A 13,804-nucleotide genomic window follows, 5' to 3' on the forward strand; every position below is an offset into this window, starting at 1 on the left:
GTCGTAATGGATAAGATTCGTAAAAACGACGAAGTCATCGTTCTGACCGGGAAAGACAAGGGCAAACGTGGTGTGGTGCAGCAGCGTATCGATGCTGAACATATCGTGGTTGATGGCATTAACGTCGCTAAAAAAGCGACCAAGCCAAACCCGATGACTGGCGTAACTGGTGGTATCGTCGACAAGACCATGCCAATTCACGTGTCCAACGTTGCATTGTTTAATGCAGCGACTGGCAAGGCAGATCGCGTGGGTTTCAAAGAAGTGGACGGTAAAAAAGTCCGCGTCTTTAAATCCTCCGGCGAAGTAGTGAAGGCTTAAGAAATCATGGCACGTCTCCAAGAATTCTATAAAGAAAAAGTCGTTGCCGACCTGACCAGCAAGTTTGGTTACAAGTCGGTAATGGAAGTTCCACGCCTGACCAAGATCACCCTGAACATGGGTGTTGGTGAGGCTATCGCGGATAAAAAAGTTCTCGAGCACGCAGTTGCTGACTTGACCAAGATCGCTGGCCAGAAGCCAGTGACCACCAAGTCCCGCAAAGCGATCGCAGGCTTCAAAATCCGTGAAGGTTACCCGATCGGTACGATGGTCACCCTGCGCGGCGCTCGCATGTACGAGTTCCTGGATCGCTTCATTACCGTGGCTCTGCCGCGTGTGCGCGATTTCCGTGGTGTGAACGGTCGTGCATTCGACGGTCGTGGCAACTACAACATCGGTGTCAAGGAACAGATCATTTTCCCTGAAATCGAATACGACAAGATTGACGCGTTGCGCGGTATGAATATCAGCATCACGACAACTGCTAAGACCGATGACGAAGCCAAAGCTTTGCTCGCCGCCTTTAAATTCCCTTTCAGGAACTGATCATGGCCAAACTGTCACTGATTAATCGTGAGATCAAGCGTGCTGACCTGGTGGCGAAATTCGCCCCTAAGCGCGAAGCTCTCAAGGCCATCGTCGATGACCAATCGAAATCGGAAGAAGAGCGCTACGAAGCTCGCCTGAAACTGCAGGCGCTGCCACGTAACTCGAACCCGACGCGTCAACGTAACCGTTGCGCCATCACTGGTCGTCCGCGCGGCACATTCCGTAAATTCGGTCTGGGTCGTATCAAGCTCCGTGAATTCGCCATGCGTGGTGAAATTCCGGGTATGACTAAAGCAAGCTGGTAATAGGAGAATATGCAATGAGTATGAGCGATCCTATCGCCGATATGCTGACCCGCATTCGTAACGCCCAGGGCGTGCAAAAAACGACAGTGGCAATGCCATCGTCGAAAGTCAAAATTGCGATTGCCAACGTCCTCAAGGACGAGGGTTACATTGAAGATTTCGCTGTTGCCGAAGCTGGTGGCAAGGCGGAACTGAAGATCGGTTTGAAGTATTATGTTGGCCGTCCCGTCATCGAGCGCCTCGAGCGCGTGTCCCGTCCGGGCCTGCGCGTCTACAAAGGCAAAGATGACATCCCTGTAGTGATGAATGGCTTGGGTGTGGCGATCGTGTCGACTCCGCAAGGCGTCATGACTGACCGCAAAGCACGCGCTACCGGTGTCGGCGGCGAAGTTATTTGCTACGTGGCTTAAGGAGTTACACATGTCTCGAGTAGCTAAAATGCCTATCGTTGTGCCAGCTGGCGCTGAAGTCGCCATCTCCGCACAAGCGATCACCGTAAAAGGCCCGCTGGGCGTGCTTACCCAGGTCCTCACCGGCCAGGTCAAAGTAGAAAACAATGCAGGAACCCTGAGTTTCGACGTGGCGAACGACAGCCGCGAAGCCAATGCCATGTCCGGCACGCTGCGCGCACTGGTCAACAACATGGTCGTTGGCGTCACCAAGGGTTTCGAGAAAAAGCTGAACCTGGTAGGCGTGGGTTACAAGGCGCAAGCTCAAGGCGACAAGCTGAATCTGTCGCTGGGCTTCTCGCACCCTGTAGTGCATGACATGCCAGCTGGCGTTACCTGCGCAACACCAACCCCGACCGAGATCCTGATCAAGGGTATCGACCGTCAACAGGTTGGCCAGGTAGCCGCTGAAGTTCGTGCTTACCGCTCCCCTGAGCCTTATAAAGGCAAGGGCGTTCGCTATGCGGACGAAGTGGTCAAGCTTAAAGAAACCAAGAAGAAGTAATTAGGGGCTGACGATGGATAAGAAAGAATCACGGCTTCGCCGCGGACGCCAAACCCGCATCAAGATTGCGGAACTGAAAGTAAATCGCTTGTCGGTGCATCGCACCAACCTGCACATTTACGCCAACCTGATCAGCCCGGACGCTAAAGTCCTGGTTTCGGCCTCGACGGCTGAAGCGGAAGTTCGCGCTGAACTGGCAGGCCAGTCCGGCAAAGGCGGCAATGCCGCTGCTGCAGCCTTGATCGGCAAGCGCGTCGCTGAAAAAGCGTTGAAAGCAGGAATTACCGAAGTTGCGTTTGACCGCTCCGGTTTCCGTTACCACGGCCGTGTTAAAGCGTTGGCAGAAGCCGCACGCGAAGCCGGTCTGAAGTTCTAAGGATCAATCATGGCAAAAATGCAAGCAAAAATGCAAAGCGACAAGCCGGATGATGGCATGCGCGAAAAAATGATCGCGATCAACCGCGTGACCAAAGTGGTCAAGGGTGGTCGTATCATGGGTTTCGCCGCGCTGACCGTAGTTGGTGACGGCGATGGCCGCGTCGGCATGGGCAAGGGCAAATCGAAAGAAGTGCCAGTTGGCGTGCAGAAGGCAATGGAAGAAGCCCGTCGCAACCTGATCAAAGTACCACTCAAAAACGGTACCTTGCATCACACGGTTGTTGGTCGTCACGGCGCCTCCAAGGTCCTGATGAACCCGGCCAAGCCTGGTACCGGCGTGATCGCTGGTGGCGCAATGCGCGCTATCTTCGAAGTAATGGGCGTAACGGACGTGGTGGCGAAATCCACCGGTTCGAACAACCCTTACAACCTGGTACGCGCTACGCTGGACGGCCTGTCGAAAATGAGTACTGCAGCTGACATCGCCGCCAAACGCGGCAAGTCGGTTGAAGACATTCTGGCTTAAGGTGGACAAAATGACAAACACAGTCAAAGTGCAATTGGTCAAGGGCTTGATCGGTACGCGCGAATCGCATCGCGCTACCGTGCGCGGTCTGGGTCTGCGTCGTGTAAATTCGGTTTCCGAACTGCAAGACACCCCATCCGTACGCGGCATGATCAATAAAGTATCGTATCTCGTTAAAGTTGTCGGGTAAGCCTTCGGGCTTACACGAACGGAGCAAATCATGGAATTGAATACTATTGCACCAGCCGAAGGCGCCAAGCACTACAAGCGTCGCGTCGGTCGCGGTATCGGATCAGGTATCGGCAAAACTGCCGGTCGTGGTCACAAGGGTCAGAAATCGCGTTCGGGCGGCTTTCATAAAGTCGGTTTCGAAGGCGGTCAGATGCCTCTGCAACGCCGTCTGCCTAAGCGCGGTTTCAAATCGATGCACGCAACCTTCAAAGCTGAAGTGCGCCTGTCCGATCTGAACAACCTGGCTGTTGGCGATGTCGACATTCTGGTCTTGAAGCAAGCTGGCGTTCTGGGCGTGTTGGCCCGTGACGTGCGCGTGATCTTGTCCGGCGAAATCACCAAAGCGGTGAATTTGAAGGGCTTGAAAGTGTCCGCTGGCGCGAAAGCAGCCATCGAAGCAGCCGGCGGCTCGGTAGCCTGAGTTGACCGCTAACAGCTTGATCGGAGCGAAAATTGGCGACTAATCCACAACTTGCTAAAAGTGCAGCAGCTGGTTTCCCTTGGGGGCGGCTCTGGTTTTTGCTTGGCGCATTGGTGGTTTATCGTATCGGTGCTCACGTCCCGGTTCCCGGGATTGACCCGACACAATTAGCCTCGCTGTTCAAGGAGCACGAAGGCGGCGTTCTGGGCATGTTCAACATGTTCTCGGGCGGTGCCTTGTCTCGCTTTACAGTGTTTGCGCTGGGTATCATGCCTTATATCTCGGCCTCGATCATCATGCAATTGCTGTCGATCGTGTCACCGCAGATGGAAGCGTTGAAAAAAGAAGGCGAAGCAGGCCGTCGCAAGATCACCCAGTACACCCGGTATTTCACGGTTGCGCTGGCACTGTTTCAAGCGTTGGGTATTGCAGTCGCACTGGAGTCGCAGCCTGGTCTGGTGTTGGAACCTGGTCTTGCATTCCGCTTCGTGACGGTCGTTACTTTGTTGACCGGAACAATGTTTTTGATGTGGTTGGGTGAGCAGATTACCGAGCGTGGCTTGGGTAACGGCATCTCGATCATCATTTTTGCCGGTATTGCAGCAGGTCTGCCTTCCGCACTGGGTGGTTTGTTCAGCCTGGTATCGAATGGTTCGATCGGCAGCTTGGGCGCGATCTTCATCGTGCTGCTGGTAGCACTGGTAACGTTCTTCGTCGTCTTTGTCGAACGTGGTCAGCGCAAAATATTGGTCAATTACGCGAAGCGCCAGGTAGGCAACAAGATTTATGGCGGTCAAACCAGCCATTTGCCGTTGAAGCTGAACATGGCCGGCGTGATCCCGCCGATCTTTGCTTCTTCGATCATCTTGTTTCCGGCCACTATCGTGGACTGGTTTTCAAAGGGCGCCGATAACGCTAACCCTGCGGTGCGGTTCCTGAAAGATTTGGCAGCATCGATGGGGCCTGGTGAGCCTATCCATGCGCTGTTGTACGCAGTGGCGATCGTGTTTTTCTGTTTCTTCTATACAGCGCTGGTATTTAACAGCAAGGAAACAGCGGATAACTTGAAGAAAAGCGGTGCGTTCATTCCCGGGATCCGTCCAGGTGAACAGACAGCCCGTTACATCGACAAGATCCTGACGCGTTTGACACTTGCCGGCGCAGTCTACATCACCCTGGTGTGTTTATTGCCGGAATTTATGCAAGCCCAGTGGAAAGTACCATTCTATTTTGGCGGTACTTCCTTGTTGATTATTGTAGTTGTCACCATGGATTTCATGGCGCAAGTACAAAATTATGTGATGTCGCAGCAATATGACTCGCTGCTGCGCAAAGCTAATTTCAAGGGCGGGATTCCGACGCGTTAAGCGCGGTAAGCACATCGAATGGCAAAAGACGACGTCATACAGATGCAGGGAGAGATTCTTGAGAATCTTCCAAATGCAACATTTCGAGTGAAGCTGGAGAACGGACACGTGGTGCTCGGGCATATTTCAGGTAAAATGCGGATGAATTATATTCGCATTCTCCCTGGAGACAAGGTGACGGTGGAGTTGACGCCGTACGACCTGAGCCGAGCCCGCATTGTGTTCCGAACCAAGTAACACAGTGAATCAAACCAAAGAAGCGAAAGAAAGAGCCCAAAAATGAAAGTTCTCGCATCAGTCAAGCGGATCTGCCGCAACTGCAAGATCATCAAGCGCAAAGGCGTAGTCCGCGTAATCTGCGTGGAACCACGTCACAAGCAGCGTCAAGGTTAATCGAGGAATAACAAATGGCACGTATTGCAGGGGTTAATATCCCAAATCATCAGCATACCGTTATCGGCCTGACGGCCATCTACGGTGTTGGCCGTCCACGCGCAGAGAAAATCTGTGCATCGACCGGTGTAGCAACCAACAAAAAGATCAAAGATCTGGATGACAGCGAACTGGAAAAACTGCGCGATGAAGTAGGTAAATTCATCGTCGAAGGCGATCTGCGTCGTGAACTGTCCATGAACATCAAGCGTTTGATGGATCTGGGTTGCTACCGCGGCATGCGTCATCGCAAGGGTCTGCCTTGCCGTGGCCAGCGTACGCGTACGAACGCACGTACCCGCAAGGGACCGCGTAAAGCCGCTCAATCGCTGAAAAAATAATCCGCTAGGGAATAATTATGGCCAAGTCGCAAAATAACGCCGCATCAGCACGCGTGCGTAAAAAAGTTAAAAAGAACGTCGCTGAAGGCATCGCACATGTCCACGCTTCGTTCAATAACACCATCATTACCATCACCGATCGTCAAGGCAATGCCTTGTCGTGGGCTACTTCCGGCGGTGCAGGCTTCAAGGGTTCGCGTAAATCGACCCCATTTGCAGCGCAGGTCGCCGCAGAAGCCGCTGGTAAAGTGGCAGTTGAGTGTGGCGTGAAGAACCTGGAAGTACGTATCAAGGGTCCAGGTCCTGGTCGTGAATCCGCTGTTCGCGCGCTGAACAACCTGGGCATCAAGATCACCGAGATCCAGGACGTGACGCCGGTACCGCACAACGGTTGCCGTCCACCGAAACGTCGTCGTATCTAAGACAGTACTGCAGAGGGCGCTTCGGCGCCAGCTGCTGTCTTGTTTGTTGTATTGAGTACAGTTGTGTGAAAACGCTGGAGCAGGGAGCCGGAAACGGTTATACTGCCCGGCTGTTCTTGCCTGTCAAATTGTATTTGACGGGTTTTTCGTTTTCAGCCACCGTCTGATTGCAAGTGAGTCAGACTAGCGCCTAACCGCATCAGTGTGTTTGATCATGCATGTGGCTGGGGCGTTATCATTTAAAAAAAGGAAGTCTCGTGGCACGTTATATCGGACCTAAAGCAAAACTCTCCCGCCGTGAAGGTACTGACCTGTTCCTGAAGAGCGCACGTCGCTCGCTCGACAGCAAGTGCAAACTGGACGTCAAACCAGGCCAGCACGGTGTCAAATCCGGCGCCCGCACCTCGGACTACGGTAACCAACTGCGCGAAAAGCAAAAAGTCAAGCGCATGTACGGCGTGCTGGAACGTCAATTCCGCCGTTACTTCGCTGAAGCAGACCGTCGTAAAGGCAACACCGGCGAAACGCTGTTGAAGTTGCTGGAAACGCGTCTGGACAACGTTTGCTACCGCATGGGCTTTGGCTCGACCCGCGCTGAAGCGCGTCAACTGGTCAGCCACAAAGCGTTCACCGTGAACGGTATCGTTGTCAACATCGCTTCGTACTCGGTCAAAGTCGGCGACATCATCGCTGTTCGTGAAAAATCGAAAAAGCAAGTGCGTATCGTTGAAGCACTGTCGCTGGCCGAACAAGTTGGTATGCCTAGCTGGGTTTCGGTTGATGCCAAGAAAATGGAAGGTACGTTCAAGTCCCTGCCAGAGCGTAACGAAATCGCCAACGACGTCAACGAATCGCTGATCGTCGAGCTGTACTCGCGTTAATAGCAGTCAGTAGCAATATCCCGCCCACTCGTTTTTTTGCGAGTGGGCGTTTTACTAATGCCATCAGCCTTATCGGCGTAACGAGCCGAGGGTATTGAAAAGGACATTTCATGCAAAACAGTTTGTTGAAGCCACGTATTATCGATGTTGAAGCTCTCGGTGCAGGTCACGCCAAAGTCGTGATGGAACCGTTCGAGCGCGGCTATGGCCACACATTGGGTAACGCGTTGCGCCGCGTTCTGCTGTCGTCGATGGTTGGCTACGCGCCTACCGAAGTGACGATCGCCGGCGTCGTCCACGAATATTCCTCCCTCGATGGCGTGCAAGAAGACGTCGTCGATCTGTTGCTGAACTTGAAGGGTGTGGTTTTCAAAGTCCACAACCGCGATTCGGTAACCCTGACCCTGAAAAAAGAAGGCGAAGGCGCGATCCTGGCCTCCGACATCGACCTGCCGCATGACGTCGAACTGATCAACCCTGATCACGTGATCGCCCACCTGACCGCCGGTGGCAAGCTGGACATGCAGATCAAGGTTGAAAAAGGCCGCGGCTACGTTCCTGGTAACGTTCGTCGCCTGTCGGAAGACACCAACAAGACCATCGGTCGCATCATCCTGGACGCTTCGTTCTCGCCAGTGCGCCGCGTGTCGTACTTCGTTGAATCGGCTCGTGTCGAACAGCGTACTGACCTGGACAAGCTGATCATCAACATCGAAACCAACGGCGTGATTTCGCCGGAAGAAGCGATCCGCCAGTCGGCCCGCGTCCTGGTGGACCAGTTGAATGTATTCGCCGCCCTGGAAGGCACGGAAGCCGCCGCAGAAGCACCATCGCGCGCTCCGTTGGTCGATCCTATCCTGCTGCGTCCAGTCGACGACCTGGAGTTGACCGTGCGTTCGGCCAACTGCCTGAAAGCCGAAAATATCTACTACATCGGCGACCTGATCCAGCGTTCGGAAAACGAGCTGCTGAAGACGCCGAACCTGGGCCGCAAGTCCCTGAACGAAATCAAGGAAGTGCTGGCATCGCGCGGCCTGACCTTGGGCATGAAGCTGGAAAACTGGCCGCCTGCAGGACTTGAAAAGTAATTCGTGGAAAAGTAATTGCAGTAAAATTGCAGCAAACTGCCTGGGACAGGTGTCCCAGGCTTTTATTTTTGAAAGTCCAAACCGGCCCGCGATGCAGCGTCAAGCAGCATCGATCGAAGAGCTGGATTTAAACTCACTACCGAAAGGATTTATCATGCGTCACGGTCACGGCCTTCGTAAACTGAATCGTACTTCTTCCCACCGTCTGGCAATGCTGCGCAACATGACAGTATCGCTGCTGCGTCACGAAGCGATCAAAACCACCCTGCCAAAAGCAAAAGAACTGCGCCGCGTTGTCGAGCCAATTCTGACCATCGGCAAAACCGATACGCTGGCAAACAAGCGTCTGGCATTCAACCGTCTGCGCGACCGTGAAATGGTCGTCAAACTGTTCGCTGAACTGGGCCCGCGTTATGCCAACCGTAACGGTGGTTATGTGCGTATCCTGAAAATGGGCTTCCGCGTCGGCGACAATGCTCCTATGGCATTCGTTGAACTGATGGATCGTCCAGATACGACCGAAGCAGTTGAAGTAGCTGGCGAGTAATCCCGGTTACCGCTTCAGGAAAAGCCAGGCCTAGCCTGGCTTTTTTGCTTTCTGCTGCAGCCAGCTCGGCCGCGGTGTACTATTCTGCTTTCGCGCCGGTCCCGCATGCCCGCGCGGCTCTCAGTCGAATGGTCAAAAAGGTCGTCATGTTCCGTTTCTCTCCCGGCGCCACGCCGTCTTCTCGCTTATCCATCTGGTTTGCCGCCTGCCTGCTGCTGTTGATCGCCATGTTCAGCGCCGGCCACGCCCGCGCCGACGATGAATTCCTCGACCCCGAATTGGCGTTCAAGTTTTCCGCCCGCATGCAGGACCCGTCGACCATCGCGGTGACCTATGTTATCGCCGATGGCTACTATATGTACCATGAGCGCTTCAAGTTCGAGGCCACCGGCGCCACCCTGGGCGAACCCGTATTCCCGAAGGGCAAGGTCAAGTTCGATGAAACTTTCCAGAAGAATGTCGAGACCTTCCGCCACACGCTGACCATTACCATTCCGGTGCAGGCCAATGGCGCCTTCACGCTCAAATCGACCGGCCAGGGTTGCTCGGACAAGGGCTTGTGCTATGCGCCGCAGGATGCCACGGCGAAACTGACCGGCGCCGGTGGCCAGAGCATGGCGCCAGGCGCCGCCGTATCGAAATTCGCGCTGCCGGCCGCGCCGGCCGTCGACACTGCCGCCGTCAACGGCCCGCAGGCGCAGGCGTCGCCGGGCGTGTCCGTGATGAGCATTCCACAGGCTAATATCACCAGCACGCCGGACCCCGTCGCGGTGCCGCCAGCGCCGGTGGGTGCTCCCGCTCTTGCCGCTGTGCCTGCCGCAACAGACATGGGCAGCATCGAATCGGCATTAAAAGGCGGCAAGCTGCTGGTGATCGTGCCGCTGTTCATGCTGCTGGGCCTGGGCCTGGCGTTCACGCCGTGCGTGTTGCCGATGGTGCCTATCCTGTCGTCGATTATCGTTGGCGATGGCGGCAAGGTCAGCCGCTCGCGCGGCCTGCTGCTGTCGCTGACCTACGCGCTTGGCATGGCCATCGTCTATACGGCGCTTGGCGTGGCGGCTGGCCTGGCCGGCGAAGGCCTGGCGGCCAAGCTGCAAAACCCGTGGGTGCTCGGTTTCTTTGCGCTGCTGATGGCGGGCCTGTCGCTGTCGATGTTCGGCTTTTATGAGCTGCAGGTGCCGGCTTTCTTGCAGGGCAAGCTGACCACGGTGTCGAACCAGCAATCGTCAGGCCGCCTGGCGGGCGTGTTCGTGATGGGTGCGATCTCTGCCCTGATCGTCGGGCCGTGCGTGGCCGCGCCGCTGGCCGGCGCCTTGCTGTACATCAGCCAGACGCGCGACGTGGTGATCGGCGGCAGCGCGCTGTTTGCAATGGCGGTCGGCATGAGCGTGCCTTTGATACTGGTGGGGGTGTCGGCCGGCGCCTTGCTGCCGCGCGCCGGGGCCTGGATGGACGCCGTAAAGCGTTTCTTTGGCGTGCTGCTGCTGGGCGTGGCCTGGTGGCTTGTGTCGCCGGTACTGCCCGGTGTGGTGCAGATGCTGGGCTGGACGGCGCTCTTTATCGGCTACGGCATGTATCTGCTGGTCGGTAAAAGTTCTTCGAACAACGCCTGGGTGGCCAAGGCCTTCGGCCTGATATTTGCCATCCTGGGTGCGGTACAACTGGTGGGCGCGGCAAGTGGTGGCCGCGATCCGCTGGCGCCATTGGCCCACCTGGGCGGCGGCCAGGTCCATCCGCATGCCTTTACACGCGTAAAAACCGTGGCCCAGCTTGACCAGGCGCTGGCACAGCTGAACGGCAAAACCGCCTTGCTTGATTTTTACGCCGACTGGTGCGTGTCGTGCAAGGAGATGGAAAAGCTGACCTTCGTGGCACCAGCCGTGCGCGACAAGATGGGCATGTCGGTACTGCTGCAGGTCGACGTGACGAGCAACGATGCGGACGACAAGGCCATGCTGAAACGCTTCCAGCTGTTTGGCCCGCCCGGCATCATCATGTTCAATCCACAAGGCCAGGAGATACCGCATTCGCGTGTGATCGGCTTCCAGAACGCGGAAACCTTTCTGACGTCCCTGAAAAAGCTTGATGCAAAGTAAGCATCCACTTGCGTTGTCAATATTGAAAAGGCCTGCATTGCAGGCCTTTTGCTTGACATCAACCGATTCAGCCGACTTTAGGCTGTGGCCCATGCCCGCCGCGCGGACCATGGTGGCCACGCATGCCGCCATGCTTGCCACCTGGCACGCTGTCATCAAACACCTTCTGTTGCTCCGGCGTCAGCACGGCATAAAAAGTCTTCAATGACGCCAGACGGCTTTCCTGGCCGGCGATGCGTTCCTTCGACATGGCGATCCATTGCTCCATGCGCTCTGGTGCCGACAGCTTGGCAAACGCTTCGCGCTTGGCCTTCCAGTCGCCGTTTGGCTTTTTCGGCGCGTTGGCAGCCGTGAAGGTGGCCCAGGCCGGTTCTTGGGCAGCGGTCAGCTTCAGCTTGTCATGCAGGCGTGCCTGGTATTTGGCCATGCGTTCGGCCGGGTTGCCACGATGCATGCGCTGACCATCGTGCATGGCTTTCGGGTTGCTGCTGGCGGCTGGTGCGCCGGCGGGGGCTTGCTGGGCGTGGACGGTCAGCGATGCGGCACCCATGCCGAGTACGCTCAGCGCGATGACCAGGTGTTTGCGTACGGTGTGAAATGAGGTGTTCATCTGGATTCCTTTTATAAGTGAAAGAGCATGTGCATGTCTCTGCACATGAAACCAGTGTGGGCGCGCCATGTTTCTACCAAGTGTCCGCTGTCCGACAGTTTGTATCCGTATGTTTCGTCACATGGTCTATATACAAGACGATACAAATGCGCTGTGCACGTCCCCCTGAAGTGGGGATAATTCAGTCATGGAAACCACTTCTACAATACTGATCGTCGATGACGACCGCGATATCCGCAGCCTGCTGGCGGATTACCTGGAAACCAACGCCTACCGCGCCCTGGGCGCGGCCGATGGCACGGCCATGTGGAAGGTGCTGGACGAAACCCGGCCCGACCTGATCGTGCTCGACCTGAACCTGCCCGGCGACGACGGCCTGACCCTGTGCCGCAAGCTGCGCGCGCAATCGACCGTGCCCGTGATCATGCTGACCGCCCGCAACGAACCACTGGACCGCATCCTCGGCCTGGAAATGGGCGCCGACGATTATTTGCCGAAACCATTCGAGCCGCGCGAGCTGCTGGCGCGCATCCGCAGCGTGCTGCGCCGCAGTCATGCGATGCCATCCAACGCGCCGTCGGACAAGGCCCAGCAGATCCGATTTTCCGGCTGGACGCTGGACCTGACGGCGCGCCATCTGCTCAACCCGACCGGCGTGGTGATCATGCTGTCGGGCGCGGAATTTCGCTTGCTGCGCGTTTTCCTCGAACACCCCAATCGCGTGCTCAACCGTGACCAGCTGCTGAACCTGACGCAAGGGCGTGACGCCGACCCGTTCGACCGCTCGATCGATATCCAGATCAGTCGTTTGCGCCAAAAGCTCGGTGAAGATGCGCGCTTGCCGCAAATCATCAAGACCGTGCGCAATGGCGGCTATGTGCTGGCCGGCCAGGTCAATGTGGAGCCGCACGCGTGAAGGCCTTTCTCGGCTCGATGACGGGGCGCGTCTTTATGGTATTGCTGGTCGGCGTGGTGGCATCGGCCGCGCTGACGCAGTGGCTGGCGGTGGGCGAGCGCCAGCGCGCGCTTGAACAGTATCGCGACTATCACGCGGTCGAGCGCGCCGAGCAACTGGTGATGTCGACCGGCATGGTGCCGCTGGCCTCGCGCGACGCCTATCTGAAGGTGGCCAACAAGGGCAGCGTGCGCCTGGAACCGCGGCCGGACGCCGAGCACGCGGCTGGCGCACCGACCGAGTTTTCCACCGCATTGCAAGCCAAGCTGGGTGGGGCTTTCAAGGTGACCGCGCTGGCCCAGCCCCCGAGCGCCTGCGTCAAGCCGATCGAGTCGCCCCGCCTGTTTGGACCGCGCCAGTGGGAAGGCACCTGCGAAGGCCTGGACGTGCGCATGCAGGACGGCCATATGCTGCGCCTGCTGGTGCTGCCGCCGCGCCAGCCCGCCTTCAACGAACACAATGACTGGATGACCCTGCTGCCTTTCCTGATCAGCATCGCCATCCTGGCCTATCTGGTTACCCGCATGACCATGCGGCCCTTGAAGCAACTGGCGCAGGCCGCGAAAGACCTGGGCAACGATATCAACCATCCACCACTGGCGCTGACGGGCGCCAGCGAAATTCGCCAGGCCAGCGCCGCTTTCAACGCCATGCAGGCGCGCATCCGCCAGCATATCTCGCAGCGCACGCAGATGCTGGCCGCCATTACCCACGACTTGCAAACGCCGCTTACGCGCTTGCGCCTGCGGCTGGAAAAAGTGGCCGACTCGGATCTGCATGAACGCCTGGTCGGTGATTTGTCGGCCATGCAGAGCATGGTCAAGGAAGGGCTGGACCTGGCCCGTTCGATGGACAGCACCGAAGCGATGCAGGCGCTCGATCTCGACTCCCTGCTCGACAGCGTCTGTTCGGACGCCGCCGATGCGGGCCAGAACGTGACCCTGGAAGGCCATGCCGGCATGGCCCTGATGGGCCGCCCGATCGCCATGCGGCGCTGCCTGGTCAACCTGATCGACAATGCCGTCAAATATGGCCAGTACGCGCATGTGACGGTCGAGCGCCTGAGTGGCTCGGCGCGCATCCGCATCCGCGATGGCGGTCCTGGCATTGCGCCCGAGCAGCAGGCCAAGGTGTTCGAGCCGTTTTACCGCATCGAAACCTCGCGTTCGCGCGAGTCCGGCGGCACCGGCCTGGGCCTGACGATAGCGCGCAATATCGCCGAACAGCATGGCGCCACGGTGTTGCTGTCCAATCATGTGGACGGCGGACTGGAAGTGACGCTGGTGGTGCCACAATATTACGCAGGAAAGTGAGATTTCCCGTGACGCTTTCATGCGACAATATCGCCCTTAATGCCTTGGGGCAATTAAATTCAACCTG

General features: G+C 56.9%; 21 protein-coding genes. 20 read left to right on the forward strand and 1 reads right to left on the reverse strand.

Features of this window, described 5'->3' with window-relative positions; genetic code table 11:
- The first annotated feature begins 6 nt into the window (after positions 1-6).
- The 18 genes from rplX to dsbD all read left to right on the forward strand — a co-directional run bounded on the left by rplX (position 7) and on the right by dsbD (position 10,859).
- Positions 7-321, forward strand: coding sequence for a 50S ribosomal protein L24 (rplX, locus tag ACQ4WM_RS09655; protein ID WP_038497027.1), 315 nt, complete (start codon positions 7-9; stop codon positions 319-321).
- Positions 322-327: 6 nt separating this feature from the next.
- Positions 328-867 (forward strand): 50S ribosomal protein L5, encoded by a 540-nt coding sequence (rplE, locus tag ACQ4WM_RS09660; protein ID WP_010394421.1) that lies wholly within the window; start codon positions 328-330, stop codon positions 865-867.
- 2 nt (positions 868-869) lie between these two features.
- Positions 870-1,175, forward strand: a complete 306-nt coding sequence (rpsN, locus tag ACQ4WM_RS09665; RefSeq protein WP_010394423.1) for a 30S ribosomal protein S14 — start codon at positions 870-872, stop codon at positions 1,173-1,175.
- A 14-nt stretch (positions 1,176-1,189) separates the two neighbouring features.
- Entirely contained in the window at positions 1,190-1,585 is a 396-nt protein-coding gene (gene rpsH / locus ACQ4WM_RS09670) for a 30S ribosomal protein S8 (protein ID WP_065310146.1), read from the forward strand.
- Between the two features lie 10 nt (positions 1,586-1,595).
- A complete protein-coding gene (rplF, locus tag ACQ4WM_RS09675) occupies positions 1,596-2,129 on the forward strand; it encodes a 50S ribosomal protein L6 (RefSeq protein ID WP_436546467.1) in 534 nt (177 codons plus the stop codon).
- 13 nt (positions 2,130-2,142) lie between these two features.
- On the forward strand, positions 2,143-2,505 hold the full coding sequence (gene rplR / locus ACQ4WM_RS09680) for a 50S ribosomal protein L18 (protein ID WP_010394431.1): 363 nt from the start codon (positions 2,143-2,145) through the stop codon (positions 2,503-2,505).
- 9 nt (positions 2,506-2,514) lie between these two features.
- Positions 2,515-3,033, forward strand: coding sequence for a 30S ribosomal protein S5 (rpsE, locus tag ACQ4WM_RS09685; RefSeq protein ID WP_436546468.1), 519 nt, complete (start codon positions 2,515-2,517; stop codon positions 3,031-3,033).
- A gap of 10 nt (positions 3,034-3,043) precedes the next feature.
- A complete protein-coding gene (gene rpmD / locus ACQ4WM_RS09690) occupies positions 3,044-3,223 on the forward strand; it encodes a 50S ribosomal protein L30 (RefSeq protein WP_010394435.1) in 180 nt (59 codons plus the stop codon).
- A gap of 30 nt (positions 3,224-3,253) precedes the next feature.
- Positions 3,254-3,685, forward strand: a complete 432-nt coding sequence (rplO, locus tag ACQ4WM_RS09695) for a 50S ribosomal protein L15 (protein WP_436546469.1) — start codon at positions 3,254-3,256, stop codon at positions 3,683-3,685.
- A gap of 32 nt (positions 3,686-3,717) precedes the next feature.
- Positions 3,718-5,052, forward strand: coding sequence for a preprotein translocase subunit SecY (gene secY / locus ACQ4WM_RS09700; protein WP_065310144.1), 1,335 nt, complete (start codon positions 3,718-3,720; stop codon positions 5,050-5,052).
- Between the two features lie 18 nt (positions 5,053-5,070).
- A complete protein-coding gene (infA, locus tag ACQ4WM_RS09705) occupies positions 5,071-5,289 on the forward strand; it encodes a translation initiation factor IF-1 (RefSeq protein WP_005663428.1) in 219 nt (72 codons plus the stop codon).
- A gap of 42 nt (positions 5,290-5,331) precedes the next feature.
- Entirely contained in the window at positions 5,332-5,445 is a 114-nt protein-coding gene (gene rpmJ, locus ACQ4WM_RS09710; protein WP_010394471.1) for a 50S ribosomal protein L36, read from the forward strand.
- A gap of 14 nt (positions 5,446-5,459) precedes the next feature.
- The gene (gene rpsM, locus ACQ4WM_RS09715; RefSeq protein WP_046681666.1) at positions 5,460-5,825 is read left to right on the forward strand and encodes a 30S ribosomal protein S13; all 366 of its coding nucleotides are present in this window, start codon (positions 5,460-5,462) and stop codon (positions 5,823-5,825) included.
- 17 nt (positions 5,826-5,842) lie between these two features.
- The gene (rpsK, locus tag ACQ4WM_RS09720) at positions 5,843-6,247 is read left to right on the forward strand and encodes a 30S ribosomal protein S11 (protein ID WP_010394475.1); all 405 of its coding nucleotides are present in this window, start codon (positions 5,843-5,845) and stop codon (positions 6,245-6,247) included.
- Positions 6,248-6,504: 257 nt separating this feature from the next.
- Positions 6,505-7,128 carry a 30S ribosomal protein S4 gene (gene rpsD / locus ACQ4WM_RS09725; protein WP_038496998.1) on the forward strand — a complete coding sequence of 208 codons (624 nt, stop codon included), beginning with the start codon at positions 6,505-6,507 and terminating at the stop codon, positions 7,126-7,128.
- Between the two features lie 110 nt (positions 7,129-7,238).
- Entirely contained in the window at positions 7,239-8,216 is a 978-nt protein-coding gene (locus ACQ4WM_RS09730) for a DNA-directed RNA polymerase subunit alpha (RefSeq protein ID WP_008444343.1), read from the forward strand.
- Between the two features lie 154 nt (positions 8,217-8,370).
- Positions 8,371-8,763: a 50S ribosomal protein L17 gene (gene rplQ / locus ACQ4WM_RS09735; protein ID WP_094442960.1), complete on the forward strand. Its 393-nt coding sequence runs from the start codon at positions 8,371-8,373 to the stop codon at positions 8,761-8,763.
- Between the two features lie 146 nt (positions 8,764-8,909).
- On the forward strand, positions 8,910-10,859 hold the full coding sequence (dsbD, locus tag ACQ4WM_RS09740; RefSeq protein ID WP_436546470.1) for a protein-disulfide reductase DsbD: 1,950 nt from the start codon (positions 8,910-8,912) through the stop codon (positions 10,857-10,859).
- Between the two features lie 67 nt (positions 10,860-10,926).
- On the opposite strand, the gene ACQ4WM_RS09745 is transcribed toward dsbD, so the two are convergent.
- Positions 10,927-11,469 carry a Spy/CpxP family protein refolding chaperone gene (locus ACQ4WM_RS09745; protein ID WP_436546471.1) on the reverse strand — a complete coding sequence of 181 codons (543 nt, stop codon included), beginning with the start codon at positions 11,467-11,469 and terminating at the stop codon, positions 10,927-10,929.
- A gap of 187 nt (positions 11,470-11,656) precedes the next feature.
- Here ACQ4WM_RS09745 and ACQ4WM_RS09750 point away from each other — a divergent pair, with 187 nt between their 5' ends.
- On the forward strand, positions 11,657-12,385 hold the full coding sequence (locus tag ACQ4WM_RS09750) for a response regulator (RefSeq protein ID WP_436546472.1): 729 nt from the start codon (positions 11,657-11,659) through the stop codon (positions 12,383-12,385).
- Positions 12,382-13,737, forward strand: coding sequence for an ATP-binding protein (locus tag ACQ4WM_RS09755; protein WP_436546473.1), 1,356 nt, complete (start codon positions 12,382-12,384; stop codon positions 13,735-13,737). Before ACQ4WM_RS09750 ends, ACQ4WM_RS09755 begins: the two co-directional genes overlap by 4 nt.
- Positions 13,738-13,804: the final 67 nt, after the last annotated feature.

Source organism: Janthinobacterium longum (assembly GCF_051380735.1).
GTDB lineage: Bacteria > Pseudomonadota > Gammaproteobacteria > Burkholderiales > Burkholderiaceae_D > Janthinobacterium.

Coding starts and splice junctions, on each gene's coding strand:
- rplX (WP_038497027.1), top strand. CDS start 7: ATGGATAAGATTCGTAAAAACGACGAAGTCATCGTTCTGACCGGGAAA.
- rplE (WP_010394421.1), top strand. CDS start 328: ATGGCACGTCTCCAAGAATTCTATAAAGAAAAAGTCGTTGCCGACCTG.
- rpsN (WP_010394423.1), top strand. CDS start 870: ATGGCCAAACTGTCACTGATTAATCGTGAGATCAAGCGTGCTGACCTG.
- rpsH (WP_065310146.1), top strand. CDS start 1,190: ATGAGTATGAGCGATCCTATCGCCGATATGCTGACCCGCATTCGTAAC.
- rplF (WP_436546467.1), top strand. CDS start 1,596: ATGTCTCGAGTAGCTAAAATGCCTATCGTTGTGCCAGCTGGCGCTGAA.
- rplR (WP_010394431.1), top strand. CDS start 2,143: ATGGATAAGAAAGAATCACGGCTTCGCCGCGGACGCCAAACCCGCATC.
- rpsE (WP_436546468.1), top strand. CDS start 2,515: ATGGCAAAAATGCAAGCAAAAATGCAAAGCGACAAGCCGGATGATGGC.
- rpmD (WP_010394435.1), top strand. CDS start 3,044: ATGACAAACACAGTCAAAGTGCAATTGGTCAAGGGCTTGATCGGTACG.
- rplO (WP_436546469.1), top strand. CDS start 3,254: ATGGAATTGAATACTATTGCACCAGCCGAAGGCGCCAAGCACTACAAG.
- infA (WP_005663428.1), top strand. CDS start 5,071: ATGGCAAAAGACGACGTCATACAGATGCAGGGAGAGATTCTTGAGAAT.
- rpmJ (WP_010394471.1), top strand. CDS start 5,332: ATGAAAGTTCTCGCATCAGTCAAGCGGATCTGCCGCAACTGCAAGATC.
- rpsM (WP_046681666.1), top strand. CDS start 5,460: ATGGCACGTATTGCAGGGGTTAATATCCCAAATCATCAGCATACCGTT.
- rpsK (WP_010394475.1), top strand. CDS start 5,843: ATGGCCAAGTCGCAAAATAACGCCGCATCAGCACGCGTGCGTAAAAAA.
- ACQ4WM_RS09730 (WP_008444343.1), top strand. CDS start 7,239: ATGCAAAACAGTTTGTTGAAGCCACGTATTATCGATGTTGAAGCTCTC.
- rplQ (WP_094442960.1), top strand. CDS start 8,371: ATGCGTCACGGTCACGGCCTTCGTAAACTGAATCGTACTTCTTCCCAC.
- dsbD (WP_436546470.1), top strand. CDS start 8,910: ATGTTCCGTTTCTCTCCCGGCGCCACGCCGTCTTCTCGCTTATCCATC.
- ACQ4WM_RS09745 (WP_436546471.1), bottom strand. CDS start 11,469: ATGAACACCTCATTTCACACCGTACGCAAACACCTGGTCATCGCGCTG.
- ACQ4WM_RS09750 (WP_436546472.1), top strand. CDS start 11,657: ATGGAAACCACTTCTACAATACTGATCGTCGATGACGACCGCGATATC.